Below are 15,420 nucleotides of genomic sequence, written 5' to 3' on the forward strand. Positions count from 1 at the left end.
GGGTTTACCTCAATTGCATAATCAAGGTCTAGTGGCGATAGCGGAGAGGTCACACCTGTTCCCATGCCGAACACAGCAGTTAAGCTCTCCAGCGCCGATGGTAGTCGGGTTTATCCCCGTGAGAGTAGGACGCCGCTAGGCTTTTTCTTTATATCCACTAACTTTAGTCATTCCACTGTTGACTTTGCGAGGAATACAACATTACTTTGTTAGCTAGAAAATGATACAATAGAGTTGAACGACGAGCATAAAATTTAGATTGAATCTGAATGATTTAAACATTCCCATTATTCCACCGTAGCGAAGCTAATCTCTTCGAATAAACTACGAAGCAAGCTTTGCGAGGAATTCAACAGTAGTATTTCAGCAAGAAAGACAAACTACAGAGTTGAATGACGAGCACAAAACCTAGATTGAAGCTCAATGATTTAAACGTTTCCATTATTCCACCGTAGCTCAGTGGTAGAGCAATCGGCTGTTAACCGATTGGTCGTAGGTTCGAATCCTACCGGTGGAGCCATCCTGCTTCCATAGCTCAGTGGTAGAGCACTTCCATGGTAAGGAAGGGGTCGCCGGTTCAAATCCGGCTGGAAGCTCTTCAAACGAAAAGCGATTTCCTAATTTGGAGATCGCTTTTTTTGTGTATCTTTTGACCTGTTTTTTCTGTGCGTTTTTTCCCTTTTTTTAACAAGTATCTAGCAAAGTATGTAAAAATTTAGTAAGTTATTATCAACATCTTAGTAAATTCGGAAAATTCAAATAATTACAAAGGAGGGTAGTAGGTAGAAAGATGTAGAAAAGATATGTCTTTGTTGGAATTTAAAATTAGAAAGGGGTTTTTGTAATTGGGCACCCAAAAGAAAAGAAGGTTATTGAAATGGCTCAGTATCTCTTTGGTTTTAGTATTGCTCGTGCCTTTTTTCAATTACAACAGTGCCGCAGCTGAGAATTCCCCAAGTGTCTCCATCAAAGATAATCAACAATTGAATAATAAGGTTAATCAAGACCTGGTTGATTTATTTGCTGACAAGAAAGAAGTCACTTACCTTGTAAAAATGAAAGAGCAAGGTAATGCAAAAAAAGCTGCGCAAGAAGCAGTATCCAAGGCAAAGGATAGTAATGCTTCCCTTACAGCGCAGCAAATGAAACGAGTAAAGGCATCCGCTGTTGTGACGGAGCTTCGTTCGACGGCAATCGAAACGCAGCATCAGTTAAAGAAGCTGCTGACAGAAGCGGAACAACAAGGCAGTGTCACCTCGTTTCAATCTTATTATATCGTAAACGCAATGGCGGTTACTAGTAATGAAGAAGTAATGAAAAAAATCGCTGCTTTACCAGAGGTGGAAAAAATTCTTCCTAACCGTACGAGACAGCTGAATCCTCTGGTAGAAGGAGTAGCTGAAAAGAAAGCTTCTCTTACTAAAGCAACTGACAAAGCAGAAACGAATAATACGGAATGGAACATCGACCGTGTTGGAGCTCCTCAAGTATGGTCTGAAACCGGCATCGATGGCACAGGTGTTGTAGTAGCCAACATTGATACAGGAGTGGAGTGGGATCACCCAGCCTTAATGGGAAAATACCGTGGGTTTGATCCGGCAAATCCTGAGTCTGCAAACCATGAATTCAACTGGTTTGATGCTACCGCGGGTCAAGGCACCCCTTATGATGACCATGGTCACGGTACCCACACCATGGGAACAATGGTTGGGGCTGAAGAAGATGGTTCCAATAAGGTAGGTGTGGCTCCTGGTTCAAAATGGATTGGTGTTAAAGCCTTTACTGCAGCTGGAGGGACAGACGTCGACCTATTGGAAGCTGGTGAATGGATTCTTGCACCAAAAGATGCCGCCGGGAATCCTCACCCTGAGCAGGCACCGGATGTCGTCAACAACTCATGGGGAGGCGGTCCTGGACTTGATGAGTGGTATCGCCCAATGGTCCAAAACTGGCGTGAGGCAGGTATTGTACCTGTGTTTTCAGCTGGGAATGATGGACCTGGTGACGGGACTATAGCTGCACCTTCCAACTACCCGGAATCGCTAGCAGTAGGTGCCACTACTGCTACTGACGGTTTGGCCAGCTTTTCCTCCAGAGGTCCATCTCCATATGATGGAGAAATAAAACCGGATATATCAGCTCCTGGTGCCAATGTACGATCTTCTGTTCCTGGTGGCGGCTATGAAGGTGGCTGGAATGGAACGTCAATGGCTGGTCCTCATGTTGCTGGTACTGCTGCATTGCTATTACAGGCAGATAACTCTTTGACGGTAGATGACTTAGAAGAGTTGATGCTTGAAACTGCAGATACAACTACCAATGACCAATATCCTGAAGATCCAAATGAAGGTTATGGACATGGTATTGTGAATGCTTATACTGCTGTATCGGCTGTGGTGAGCGGTATTGGAGAAATCAGGGGCCATGTATATGAAGAAGGGGAAGATACTGAGCCACCTTCTATTGACCATGATGCCCCAACGGAAACTTATGAGGGAGTTCCTCTGACTTTAGCTGCTGATGTAAGTGATAATATTAGTGTAAGCACAGTTGAACTTTCTTACCGAATCGACCAAAGAGGCACATGGGAGACAGTCACTGCTGAATTGGTAGATGGGGATTATCTGCAGGGAACCTATCAGATCATTCTTAACGGTGAAAATATAAGCGGAAACCAGCTGCATTACAAATGGGTGGTGAGTGACTTTGGAGGTAATGAAGTAGAGTCAGATACCTTTGAAGTTGCCATTAAAGATGCCGTTACCATTGGGTATGAACAGAACTTTGAAAATGTTCCGAGCGGCTGGTTGTCATTTGGCGAAAATAACAGTTGGGAATGGGGTATACCTGAGGGTGGACCGGAAAGTGCTGCCTCAGGCGAAAAAGTTTATGGAACTAACCTGACTGCCGACTATAATAATAATGGTGACATGACATTAGTGATGCCGCCAGTGGACGTTCCTGAAGGGTCCACTTACCTACAGTTCCAATCCTGGCATAATCTTGAAAACAACTATGATTATGGCCATGTAGTTGTATCTACAGATATGGAAAACTGGGAGCAGCTGGCTGAGTACAATGGAACGACTGATGGCTGGACAGCGTCAGAAGTTGACCTTTCCAGTTATTCGGGTCAGAGTATTTTTGTCGGTTTCCATGTGGATACAGACTATAGTGTTACCAGAGAAGGCTGGTTTATCGATGATGTAGCTTTAACTGATCAATCATCTGGATCCTCCGCTACAACTGGTAAGAAATCCACTAAGAAGACTGAATTAGAAATTGTGGATAAAGGTTCAGCAAAAATGAAAAAACCAGTTAACGCTAAGAAGCTACTTCCAGGAGAAGTCATTGATATCAAAGCTCCTCAATATAAAAGCGATGGAAAGAAAAAGAAACAGCCAAATGCTTTACCACTTGATGCAACAGTAACTGTAGTGGAATCAGAAAGATCTGTCAGTACTGACCCGGCTGATGGCAGCTATAGGTTGATGCATGCTGCTGGTGATTTTACTCTTATCGCTGATGCGTACGGATTCCATCCGAGTGAACAATCGGCTTCGGTTCCAGAGGATGGTTCTGTAAGTGCTGATTTTACCTTAGACCCAATAGCCAGAGGTGTGCTGGAAGGTACAGTTACTAATGAACAAACCGGAGAACCCATCGAGGGTGCTACCTTGATGCTTGTAGAAGATGCAGCAGTGGCTCCAGTTGAAACGGGAGAAGATGGTACATTTACATTAGAAGCTTATGAAGGAGATTACACGTTGAGAGTAATGGCTCCTTCATACCACGGAGCAGATGTACCTGTTACCATTGAAGGAGATGCTACTAATTCAGTAGAAATAGACTTGGAACCATTTATCGGTTATCCTGGTGAAATTGGCTATGACGACGGAACTGCTGAAAATGCACGTGCATTTTACGATGCAGGTAATGGCTGGGCTGTCAAAATGTCCTTGGAAGAAGGACAGGAATCCGCAATGGTTACTGGTGGACTGTTTCGCTTCTGGACAGAAGAATGGCCAGTACCGGGGGGCAATGAGTTCCAGGTAGAAGTTTATGATGCTACAGGTCCGGATGGGGCGCCAGGTGAAAAAATCGGTGGTCCTTATGAGGCAGAGGCCTTAAGAAATGGGGAATGGACACATGTAGATCTTTCCGATAAAGGTATTGTTGCAAACGGGGATTTCTATATGGTGTATATTCAAACTAATCCTAACCCTTATGCTCCAGGTTTAGGGACTGATGAAGACGGAGATTATGCTGACCGCAGCTGGCAGTATGTAAGTGGAAGCTGGGGCAAATCTCCGGAAGCGGAAGGCAACTACATGATCAGGGCACTAGTCGACTATGCGGCGGAAGCTCCTGTGATTGAATCTCCAGCTGATGGAGCATATAGCAATGAATCATTAATCACAGTAGAAGGTAGTGCTGCAGCAACGACAACAGTCACTGTGTACAATGATGGTGAGGAAACAGGCACTACAGAAGCTACAGAGGATGGAAACTTTGCTGTTGATATCACCCTGGAAACAGGAGAAAATGAATTAACAGCGGTATCTTCCATGGATAACGGTTCAACTGATCCATCTGCACCTGTAGTAGTGACACTGGATCAAGAAAACCCTGTTTTAACTATCGACACTCCAACTAATGGCGATAAAACAAATAAAGAAGTCATTACAGTTGCAGGTCAAGTCGTAGAAGAAAATCTTGATCGTGTCGAAGTAAACGGTCAAACTGCTGAGGTTGAGGAGGACGGCTCATACTCCAAACGCATCATGCTTTCAGAAGGCCAAAATGAAATCGTCGTAACGGCAACAGATTTGGCAGGTAACAGTGTCGATGAGACAGTCACTGTGGATGCCAAATTTATAGCTACTGATATTGAAAACTTGCAGCCGGTGGAAGATATGTACCTTCAGGCTGGTGAATCAGTCCGGATTGAGTTTGATGCAGATCCAGGACTTGACGCAACTTTCTATATCAGAATGCCACTTACCAATTACTTGAACCAGGCTACTGAATTGCCTATGATGGAGACGGAAGAAGGACATTATGTAGGCTATTGGACCGCGACATCTAACCTTGTAGCAGAAGGTGCCGAGATTGTTGTAAAAGCGGCTGATGACTACGGAAATGTAGCTGAAGAAATGGCAGAAGGGAAATTATACATCAACACAGAAGAGTAAGGTATTACAGGAGCTGCCTCTATACGGGGCAGCTTTTTTTGATCATGCCTTTGTTATTTAACTATTCATATAAATTTAATTATTAGCTAAATAGAATCAATGCTTTGAGTTAGGCTTTAGGGGACAATTTTCCCTGCCATAAAGCAGGTTTAGTCATGAATTAGAAAAAAATAAAATTTTCTCTTTACAAAGCACTAACTACCTGTATATAATAATATTTGTCAGTTTGAGAGGACAAGCTTCACAGAGGCTGTCAACTGCTTAAATGGCCCGTTGGTCAAGTGGTTAAGACACCGCCCTTTCACGGCGGTAACACGGGTTCGAATCCCGTACGGGTCACCACTTAAATCGGAGGATTAGCTCAGCTGGGAGAGCACTTGCCTTACAAGCAAGGGGTCGCAGGTTCGAACCCTGCATCCTCCACCATTTAGTTTTTGCCGGTCTAGCTCAATTGGTAGAGAAGCCGTAAACTTCCTAGAACTACATCATTGTAGGCTTTGCGAGGAGCGCGGACTTCACCGAATCAACTTGCAACGAGACGAGCACATCTGAATAAAACTTCTGTATACACTATAAATTTGCCGGTCTAGCTCAATTGGTAGAGAAGCCGTAAACTTCCTAGAACTACATCATTGTAGGCTTTGCGAGGAGCGCGGACTTCACCGAATCAACTTGCAACGAGACGAGCACACCTGAATAAAACTTCTGTTTACACTATAAATTTGCCGGTCTAGCTCAATTGGTAGAGCAACTGACTTGTAATCAGTAGGTTGGGGGTTCAAGTCCTCTGGCCGGCACCATGAATGTTTTTCCTACGACGTCGAATGAACTTCTTGTTGGAAAACTAGTGCTGTAAGTGCATCCTACAAACTTTTCTTACTACGTTGAATTATTTCATCGAAAGAAAACATTTGTAGTGCTGATAAGTGCACCATTAAACATTTTACGACTTTTTCCAGCAATTTCTTGTAGGAAAATGTTGAACTACAGATGGTGTTTCTGTTATAATGTTTAAGTGACTTTGTTGGAGGGATAGCGAAGTTGGCCAAACGCGGCGGACTGTAAATCCGCTCCCATCGGGTTCGTAGGTTCGAGTCCTACTCCCTCCACCATTTATTTAATTAAAGTACGAATTAACTTTATAAAAAAAGCAGATAGTACTTATTGATTGTACTATTTTTTTAATGGCCCATAGCCAAGCGGTAAGGCAGCGGATTTTGATTCCGTCATGCGCTGGTTCGAATCCAGCTGGGCCAGCCACTTTTTTAAAAAGTGTTGCGTCATGTAATACTTATAAAAATAATGAGCCATTAGCTCAGTTGGTAGAGCATCTGACTTTTAATCAGAGGGTCGAAGGTTCGAATCCTTCATGGCTCACTTGTATTACTGTTAAGCGGGAGTAGTTCAGTGGTAGAACACCACCTTGCCAAGGTGGGGGTCGCGGGTTCGAATCCCGTCTCCCGCTCCAATTTAATCTTTTGCTACGTCGAGTAAACTTCCGAGCTAAAGATTGATCGTGTACTGTGAAGTGCTCCAAGTTAATCTTTTACTATACGGGGCCTTAGCTCAGCTGGGAGAGCGCCTGCTTTGCACGCAGGAGGTCAGCGGTTCGATCCCGCTAGGCTCCACCATTTCTTGTACCATTACTAGCGACTTCATAAATTCAGACGAGATGAAAGCTGACATGCTACTACCATGTCAGCTTTTTTTCGTGTGTAGAGTTTTTCTCGTATATATATACAAAATCTTGTCCAGTTGAGTCATTTATCTGAAAGCGTCTACAATAATAGAGAGTAGAAAAGGAGGATGACGTTATGAAGAAGCTTTCAATTTTAGGAGTACCAATGGATCTTGGACAAAATAGGCGTGGCGTTGATATGGGACCTAGTGCCATTCGTTATGCAGGGGTCCTTGAACGTTTGGAAAAATTAGAACTTGCTATAGAAGATCTAGGCAATATAGAAATTGCCCAGCAAAAGGGTGAGCAAAAAGAGCTTGTCGATAATTTGCGTAATTTAAATGAAGTAATGGAAGGAAATGAAAAACTTGCGCAAAGAGTTGATGAAATTATCGAACAGGGGAGTTTTCCGCTGGTGCTTGGCGGTGATCATAGTATAGCAATCGGAACACTTGCTGGGGTTTCGAAGCACTATGAAAATTTAGGAGTCATATGGTATGATGCGCACGGTGACTTGAACAATAATGAAACCTCGCCTTCGGGGAATATTCATGGTATGCCACTCGCCGTCAGCCTTGGTATTGGCCATGAAAGGTTAGTCAACATTCATGGGTACCAGCCAAAAATCAAACCAGAAAACATTGTGATAATCGGAGCTCGTTCGTTAGATGCAGGAGAGCGGGAGCTAATCAAAGAAAAGGGGATCAAAGTTTATACCATGCATGAAGTGGATCGCATGGGGATGTCAGCAGTTATGCAGGAAACTATCGACTACTTGAAGGAGCGTACAGATGGGCTGCATTTAAGTCTTGATCTGGATGGTTTGGATCCGGATACTGCTCCCGGGGTTGGGACTCCGGTTATGGGCGGCTTAAGCTATCGTGAAAGTCATCTTGCGATGGAAATGCTGCATGAGTCTGGATTAATTACATCAGCAGAATTCGTTGAAGTTAACCCGATTCTTGATGAGAAGAATCGTACCGCAAGTGTCGCGGTAGGTTTGATGGGATCTTTATTTGGTGAAAAACTAAAATAAAGCGAAAAAATAAACAGCAGCTTATCTATTAGGATAGGTTGCTGTTTTTATTACCTGGCTTTTTCAAACTGATTAAGCAATTTATCTAATTGTCTACTAATACTAACTACCTCGTCTGACGATAGATCCAAATGCTTGGATAAATCGTTCATTTCTTTTCTGCACTTTTCAATCTCTATCAAAATAAGCTTTTTTTGTTCCATTACGTCCTCCATAACAAAAAATATTGAGGTGTTGTTCATTTATTTTATATTGAACCCCATACCCTCGCTGAAAAGATGTTAAACTTTAATTGGGATTTTTTTCTTGATAATTTTTTTATTTTTTTTGAAACCTTTCGATGAATTGAATCGTAGAGGTAATACCGCAAGTATAGCGGAGGTATAGACAATGGAAAACGTGATAAAACAGAAAATTAAACAGATAAAAAAAGGGGATCAAGCTGCATTTGAAGATGTAGTATCTTTTTATCAGAATAAAGTATACCAAATTTGCTTCCGCATGATAGGTAATGCACATGAAGCGGAGGATCTTGCACAAGAAGCCTTTATTCGGGCTTATACGAACATTGACCGGTTTGATGAACGGAGGAAGTTTTCAACCTGGCTATATCGGATTGCTACGAACCTCACTATCGATCGCATTCGTAAGAAAAAACCGGATTATTTTCTGGATGCGGAAGTTAAGGGAACGGAAGGGTTGAATATGTATTCTCAACTAGCAGCGGATCAAGCGTTGCCCGAGGAAGAAGTGGAGAGTCTGGAGTTACAGACTTATATCCATAAAGAAATTTTGGCCTTGCCTCCTAAATACCGCAGTGTGATTGTGCTGAGGTTTTTAGATGAACTGTCCTTACAGGAAATAGCTGAGGTATTGGAGATTCCTGTTGGTACCGTGAAAACCAGGATTCACCGTGGGAGGGAAACGTTGCGAAAAAAACTTCGCCACGTGTAAAGGAGTGAAAGGGATTGAATTGTAAACAAGAAGTTATCGCTTTGATGCATAAATATTTAGATGACGATTTGACACAACCGGAAGAAAAGAAATTACGCTTCCATTTGCAGTCGTGTAGTGATTGCCAGGCTCACTTCCATGAATTGAAGCGGACTATAAGTCTCGTAAAGAGTTCGAGTCCTATATCCGCACCTGGGGACTTTACTGCTAATGTAATGTCTAATTTACCACAACAGAAAAAGCGCAATCATTATATGCGTTGGTTCAGAAATCATCCTTTTTTCACAGCGGCAGCAGTATTTTTCCTCATGATGTTCGGTGGTGTCTTCTCTGCTTGGACAGAAGACCAGCAAGTCACTGTTTCTAAACAGGAAAACCTTGTAATACAGAATCAGGTGGTCATCGTACCGGAGGATGTTACGGTTGAAGGAGACCTGGTAGTCCGTAATGGTGATTTGCGGATAGATGGAGCGGTGAATGGTGATGTTACAATTATAAACGGTGACATATTAGAACAGGATAGTGTGCAAGATTCTCCTTTAGAGGGGGAAAAATATATGGCCTACGTCAGTGGCGAAGTAAATGAAGTGAATCAAGTATTCGAGTGGATGTGGTATCATACCAAAAAAACATTAGAAGGTGTATTTTCTTTAGGGAACGGGGAATAAAAGTAAGGCTGTCATGCCAGACAGCCTTACTTTTATTAGGAACACAGGGAGGGCATTATCACTGTACATGTTAAGTATGATATAATTATATGTACTTTGTTTTTATAAATGTAATTACTGTTAAAAGGAAGTGTAGACATGCTTGATGGGGGACTTGATGTATTAGATTATTTACTTATAGCAATTGATATCGCCCTCGTCTGGTTTGTTGTATATAAATTGATCATGTTGATCAGGGGAACGAAAGCTGTCCAGTTGTTAAAAGGGATTTTCGTTGTCCTGGCAATATGGCTGTTTAGCAACTTATTCGGGCTTTCTACGTTAAGATGGCTGACCTCACAAGCGATCACATGGGGTTTTCTGGCAATTATCATCTTATTCCAGCCTGAATTCAGACGTGCATTAGAGCAGTTAGGGCGGGGAAGTTTTTTCAGCAGATCGACTTCAGAAGAGCAAGGTGTAGAAAAATCCATCCAGGCTATCATCAAATCTTGTAATTATATGGCTAAACGTCGGATTGGAGCTTTGATTACGATTGAAAGAGAAACGGGAATGGGAGATTACGTGGAAACAGGCATTAATATTGAAGGCCGGCTGACCAGCGAATTGCTGACAAATATTTTTATTCCAAACACCCCATTACACGATGGTGCGGTAATTATCCGTGGTGATGAAATAGTTGCCGCTGCTTGTTACTTACCTTTATCAGAGAGTCCTTTTATCTCAAAAGAATTAGGTACTCGTCACCGGGCAGCAATGGGAATCAGTGAAGTGACAGATGCATTGACGATTATCGTATCTGAAGAAACAGGTAATATTTCCTGTACGAAGAATGGTGAATTACACCGTGAGCTTGATCAGGAAAAGCTGGATGAAATTCTCCATAAAGAATTGAACGCACCGGTTAAAGCCCCTGCTGCAAAGACGTGGAACTGGAGGGGGAAGAAAGATGGATAAATGGTTTAATAGCCCCTGGTTTATTCGTGTCATCTCCTTATTACTTGCTATTTTATTGTGGACTACGGTGAATTTAGATGACAATTCGCAAAGTGATGCTTTACTGATCAATGATGGTTCCAAGGAATTTGAAGTGCTGAGCAATATTCCATTGGACGTCCAATACAACGATGAAAAATATACGATCAGTGGAGTACCTCAAAGTGTAGCCGTAACCTTAGAAGGTCCGAATAGTGTGATGACCCCGGTTGTCCGCCAGAAAAATTTTGAAGTATACTTAGATCTTCAGGGTTACGGGCCGGGAACCCATACGGTGGACGTTATGCATAGTGGTATATCCAATCGTCTCAACGTCAATATTGAGCCAAAAACAGTTCAAGTGACTGTTGAAGAAAAGGTGGAGAGGGACTTCGAGGTCGGTGTCGATTTGATTAATGACGAGGAACTCGTAAACAATTATGAAATAGGTGAGGCAACCATCCAACCTTCTGAAGTGACGGTTACCGGTGGGAAGGATCTGGTGGATAGTGTCGCCCTCGTCAAGGCGATTGTAGACGTCAGAGACACTACGGACACAATTGAAAATGTCCAGGCACCTGTTAAAGTGTATGATACCCAAGGAAATGAATTGGACGTGCTTGTGGAACCGAATATAGTTAATGTTACAGTACCTATTAACCTCCCAAGTAAGCAAGTGCCGATCGAGGTACAAACGAAGGGGGAAGTCCCGGAAGGCTATGCAATTCAATCGGTGAGTCCGGAAGTGGAAGAAGTTACAATTTATGGTCAGTTGGAAGCCATCAGTCAAATCGGAAGGATTGCAAATGTGGAAGTAGATGTTAGTGATTTAACGGAATCGACTACAGTAGAAGCAGAAGTTCCTGTACCTAAAGGCATTAAGAAAGTCGATCCTGAAACGGTAGAGGTAGAAGTAGAAGTTGTTGAAGCGGAGGAACAGGCAGAACAGGTGATTGAAGATGTAGAGATCGGGGTGGCTAACCCGCCAGGAGAAGGCTCTGTCAGTTTTATTAATCCTGATAATCAACAAATAGCAGTAACCGTGTACGGAAATGAAGCGGATATCAACAATCTTAAATCAGAGGATATTCAGGCAGTTATTGACGTCGAAGGATTAGAAGCTGGTGAACATGAAGTGCCGATTGAAGTCACCGGACCAGAAAATACATCATTTGAACTCACTAATCCAAATGCAACGATACGTATTGGATAATAATAGAATGTTTGTAATGAATGAAGGAGAGAGAAGACATCATGGGTAAATATTTTGGTACAGATGGAGTACGAGGAGTCGCGAACAAGGATCTAACCCCGGAACTAGCTTTTAAATTAGGACGCTTCGGTGGGTATACAGTGACTAAAGGTGTACAGAAGCCAAAAGTGCTGATAGGACGTGACACGAGAATTTCCTGTCATATGTTTGAAGGCGCACTGACTGCAGGATTGCTATCGATTGGAGCAGAAGTAATGCGAGTCGGCGTCATTTCTACTCCAGGGGTCGCTTACTTGACTAAAGCTTTAGGGGCAGAAGCAGGAGTGATGATTTCCGCTTCCCATAACCCAGTAGAGGATAACGGAATCAAGTTCTTTGGTCCGGATGGTTTCAAGCTTTCTGATGACCAGGAGAATCAAATTGAAGCACTACTTGATAAAGAGGCAGACGACCTTCCGCGTCCGACGGGCGGGGACCTGGGTCAAGTAAACGATTATTTTGAAGGCGCTCAGCGCTATATGCAATATTTGAAACAGACAGTCGATCACGATTTCGATGGGCTTCATATTGCTTTGGATTGTGCCCACGGAGCAACTTCCGCACTTGCTTCTCATATGTTTGCTGATTTAGAAGCAGATATTTCTTCCATCGGTTCATCTCCGGATGGCTTGAATATCAATGATGGAGTAGGTTCCACCCACCCAGAAGCTGTAAGGAAGCTTGTCCTTGAAAAAGGTGCCGATATCGGGTTAGCTTTTGATGGAGATGGAGATCGTCTGATTGCTGTAGACGAAAAGGGTAATATTGTTGACGGAGATCATATCATGTACATATGTGGAAAGCATATGAACGAATCCGGTAGGTTGAATCATTCTACCGTTGTTTCCACTGTTATGAGTAACCTTGGTTTCTATAAAGCGGTTGAAGCTAATGGGATGAAGAGTGATAAAACAGCGGTAGGAGATAGATATGTAATGGAAGAAATGCGACAAGGCGGCTACAACCTTGGTGGTGAGCAGTCAGGTCACATCATTTTCCTGGATTATAATACAACTGGTGATGGCATGTTGAGTGCGTTACAATTGATCAATGTTATGAAAGATACAGGAAAGCCATTATCGGAGCTCGCTGCTGAAATGAAAAAGTTCCCGCAAGTTTTAAAAAATGTCAAAGTGACTGATAAAGCTGCAGTTCAGACTCATCCGCGTATCCAGGAAACAATCAAATCGGTAGAAGAAGAAATGGGTACACAAGGCCGTGTACTTGTCCGACCTTCTGGCACAGAACCGCTGGTGCGAATTATGGTTGAAGCACCAACAGAAGAGGAATGCGAAAAGTATGTAGATGAAGTGGTCGAAGTTGTCCAGGAAGAACTGGGTTTGACAGAATAACATTCTTGACTATGCACAGCCAGCACAGAACCGCTGGCTGTGCATATTTTGTTATAGGCCAGTTGATAAGGCTATTATACCTGTGTTTGAAGGTTATAAAATAATGATTGACCTTTAAAAACATTCTCGAGTAAAATGATTAGTAGCCTTGCTTTTTTGGCCGGCAGGTTTAAAGGTTGCTTATGCAGGTTAATGGAGTAAGGGTGCATTTAAGAAAAACAAGGAGGGACATGTCAGTTTAATAAATTTAAAAGCGCCAGGGCTATTTTCGGTTCGTAATGAAAATAGTTGACGAGGAGGAGGTTCATCGAGACTTCGGCGGATGCCTCCCGGTTGCGGCACTTCAACCGTTTGTTCAGTTTTTAAAACAAAGAGGCGACTCTTTTGGACAACGAAGCTGGGCGTAGTGCAAGAATTAAAACACGAGAAAGGGGCAGAGAGCTTGCCCCTCATGGGTGCCGGTCTCTGCCCCTTCTGAGGAGATTTAAGGAGGATGTACCGACATGTGTGGAATTGTAGGATATATTGGATATGATGATTCGAAAGAAATTTTGTTAAAAGGACTGGAAAAGCTGGAATACCGTGGCTATGACTCTGCGGGTATTGCGACGTTGAGCGATAAAGATGTGTATATATCAAAAGTAAAAGGACGCATCGCACAGCTTCGTGAAGCTGTCGATAGTAACGTCAAGGCAACACTTGGAATCGGGCATACACGCTGGGCAACACACGGACCGCCAAGTCAGGAAAATGCTCACCCGCATCAAAGTCAATCCGGCCGTTTCAATATTGTGCACAATGGGGTTATCGAGAACTACCTGGAGGTACGCGATGAATACCTTTCCAATGTTGAATTGAAGAGCCAAACAGATACAGAAATCATCGTACAGTTGATTGAAGTATTGTATAATGAAATGAAGGACGTAGCGGCTGCATTCCGTAAAGCTGTTGAACTATTGAAAGGTTCTTATGCGATTGCATTAATTGATGCAGAAGATGAGGATACGATCTATATTGCTAAAAATAAGAGCCCCCTTCTAGTGGGATTGGGAGACGGCTTCAATGTCGTTGCCAGTGACTCGATGGCGATGCTTCAAGTAACAGATCAATATCTTGAACTGATGGATAAAGAAACTGTCCTATTGCGTCGCGAATCTGTAGAAATCCTAAAGCTGGATGGCTCTGTAGTCGAAGAACGTGAGCCATTCACAGCTGAACTGAATGAATCAGATATTGAGAAGGGAACATACCCTCATTTTATGCTGAAAGAAATTGATGAACAGCCGTTAGTGCTCCGTCGAATCATCCAAGAATATCAGAACGAAGACAATGAAATTAAACTGGACCCGGATGTGCGCCAGGCTATGAAGGATTGTGACCGTATTTATATCATCGCTGCAGGTACCAGCTACCATGCAGGGTTGATTGGTAAGCAGTTCATTGAAAAGTTCGCGAAAATCCCTGTGGAAGTACACGTAGCAAGCGAGTTCTCCTACAACATGCCATTGTTGTCCGAGAAACCGTTGTTCGTCTATATTTCTCAAAGTGGGGAAACCGCGGATAGCCGTGCCGTACTGGTTCAGACAAAAGAATTGGGACACCCGGCATTGACAATTACGAATGTGCCAGGTTCTACCCTTTCTCGTGAAGCGGATTACACCTTACATTTGCATGCAGGCCCAGAAATCGCCGTAGCTTCAACGAAAGCTTATACAGCTCAAATGGCAGTGCTGGCTATCCTCGGTGTAGATACAGCAAATGCCAAAGGAATCGATCTAGCCTTCGATCCGATGCAGGAACTTGCCATTGTAGCAAACGCAATGGAAGCAATGGCCGATCAAAAAGAAGTATTTGAAGATTTAGCCCATGAATTCCTGGAAACCACACGCAACTGCTTCTTTATTGGTCGCAGCATCGATTACTACGTGGGTGTTGAAGGCGCATTGAAGCTTAAAGAAATTTCCTATATTCAGGCAGAAGGTTTTGCCGGCGGGGAATTGAAGCATGGAACCATCGCCTTAATTGAAGAAGAGACACCAGTCATCGCCCTTGCTACTCAAGCGGCTGTCAATGACTCCATCCGCGGAAATGTGCAAGAAGTCATTGCCCGGGGAGCGAATGCCTGTGTAATCAGCATGAAAGGACTGGAAAAAGACGGCGACAGTTTTGTACTGCCGAAAGTACATGAACTGCTGACACCGATCGTTTCTGTACTTCCATTGCAGTTGATTTCTTACTACGCAGCCCTTCACCGTGATTGTGATGTAGATAAGCCACGTAACCTTGCAAAAAGTGTTACAGTGGAATAAA

Annotated in this window: 10 protein-coding genes, 10 tRNA genes and 1 rRNA gene; 20 read left to right on the forward strand and 1 reads right to left on the reverse strand. The window is 43.1% G+C overall.

The genetic code is table 11. From position 1 onward, the window contains the following. Positions 1-27: 27 nt before the first annotated feature. From rrf to rocF, 13 genes are all read left to right on the forward strand, one after another. Positions 28-141, forward strand: a 5S ribosomal RNA gene (rrf, locus tag BLV00_RS11580). A 304-nt stretch (positions 142-445) separates the two neighbouring features. Further along, a tRNA-Asn gene (locus BLV00_RS11585) sits at positions 446-520 on the forward strand. Positions 521-524: 4 nt separating this feature from the next. Then, positions 525-596, forward strand: a tRNA-Thr gene (locus BLV00_RS11590). 249 nt (positions 597-845) lie between these two features. Further along, complete coding sequence (locus BLV00_RS11595) at positions 846-5,195, forward strand: S8 family serine peptidase (protein ID WP_093045155.1); 4,350 nt, start codon at positions 846-848, stop codon at positions 5,193-5,195. Positions 5,196-5,462: 267 nt separating this feature from the next. Continuing rightward, positions 5,463-5,537, forward strand: a tRNA-Glu gene (locus BLV00_RS11600). An 8-nt stretch (positions 5,538-5,545) separates the two neighbouring features. Then, positions 5,546-5,621 (forward strand) — tRNA-Val (locus BLV00_RS11605). 298 nt (positions 5,622-5,919) lie between these two features. Beyond that, a tRNA-Thr gene (locus BLV00_RS11610) sits at positions 5,920-5,995 on the forward strand. A gap of 226 nt (positions 5,996-6,221) precedes the next feature. Next, a tRNA-Tyr gene (locus BLV00_RS11615) sits at positions 6,222-6,307 on the forward strand. A gap of 73 nt (positions 6,308-6,380) precedes the next feature. Continuing rightward, a tRNA-Gln gene (locus BLV00_RS11620) sits at positions 6,381-6,455 on the forward strand. A gap of 44 nt (positions 6,456-6,499) precedes the next feature. Next, positions 6,500-6,572, forward strand: a tRNA-Lys gene (locus BLV00_RS11625). Between the two features lie 16 nt (positions 6,573-6,588). Further along, positions 6,589-6,663 (forward strand) — tRNA-Gly (locus BLV00_RS11630). Positions 6,664-6,750: 87 nt separating this feature from the next. Then, positions 6,751-6,826: transfer RNA gene (locus tag BLV00_RS11635), tRNA-Ala, on the forward strand. Between the two features lie 183 nt (positions 6,827-7,009). Beyond that, positions 7,010-7,909, forward strand: a complete 900-nt coding sequence (gene rocF, locus BLV00_RS11640; RefSeq protein WP_093045156.1) for an arginase — start codon at positions 7,010-7,012, stop codon at positions 7,907-7,909. Positions 7,910-7,959: 50 nt separating this feature from the next. Here the strand turns inward: rocF and BLV00_RS11645 are convergent, their stop codons facing one another. Then, positions 7,960-8,151: a Spo0E family sporulation regulatory protein-aspartic acid phosphatase gene (locus tag BLV00_RS11645; protein ID WP_093045157.1), complete on the reverse strand. Its 192-nt coding sequence runs from the start codon at positions 8,149-8,151 to the stop codon at positions 7,960-7,962. A 148-nt stretch (positions 8,152-8,299) separates the two neighbouring features. Here BLV00_RS11645 and sigW point away from each other — a divergent pair, with 148 nt between their 5' ends. From sigW to glmS, 7 genes are all read left to right on the forward strand, one after another. Continuing rightward, positions 8,300-8,863: an RNA polymerase sigma factor SigW gene (sigW, locus tag BLV00_RS11650; protein ID WP_093045158.1), complete on the forward strand. Its 564-nt coding sequence runs from the start codon at positions 8,300-8,302 to the stop codon at positions 8,861-8,863. Positions 8,864-8,877: 14 nt separating this feature from the next. Beyond that, positions 8,878-9,531 (forward strand): anti-sigma factor family protein, encoded by a 654-nt coding sequence (locus BLV00_RS11655; RefSeq protein WP_093045159.1) that lies wholly within the window; start codon positions 8,878-8,880, stop codon positions 9,529-9,531. A gap of 138 nt (positions 9,532-9,669) precedes the next feature. After that, positions 9,670-10,488 carry a diadenylate cyclase CdaA gene (gene cdaA, locus BLV00_RS11660; RefSeq protein ID WP_093045160.1) on the forward strand — a complete coding sequence of 273 codons (819 nt, stop codon included), beginning with the start codon at positions 9,670-9,672 and terminating at the stop codon, positions 10,486-10,488. After that, positions 10,481-11,719 carry a CdaR family protein gene (locus tag BLV00_RS11665; protein ID WP_176791483.1) on the forward strand — a complete coding sequence of 413 codons (1,239 nt, stop codon included), beginning with the start codon at positions 10,481-10,483 and terminating at the stop codon, positions 11,717-11,719. Before cdaA ends, BLV00_RS11665 begins: the two co-directional genes overlap by 8 nt. A 41-nt stretch (positions 11,720-11,760) precedes the next feature. Then, entirely contained in the window at positions 11,761-13,110 is a 1,350-nt protein-coding gene (glmM, locus tag BLV00_RS11670) for a phosphoglucosamine mutase (protein ID WP_093045161.1), read from the forward strand. Positions 13,111-13,388: 278 nt separating this feature from the next. Then, a complete protein-coding gene (locus BLV00_RS22550; RefSeq protein WP_281243018.1) occupies positions 13,389-13,517 on the forward strand; it encodes a hypothetical protein in 129 nt (42 codons plus the stop codon). A 96-nt stretch (positions 13,518-13,613) separates the two neighbouring features. After that, entirely contained in the window at positions 13,614-15,419 is a 1,806-nt protein-coding gene (glmS, locus tag BLV00_RS11675) for a glutamine--fructose-6-phosphate transaminase (isomerizing) (RefSeq protein WP_093045162.1), read from the forward strand. Position 15,420: the final 1 nt, after the last annotated feature.

This window comes from Thalassobacillus cyri (assembly GCF_900107755.1).
In the GTDB taxonomy this organism is placed as follows: Bacteria; Bacillota; Bacilli; order Bacillales; family Halobacillaceae; genus Thalassobacillus; species Thalassobacillus cyri.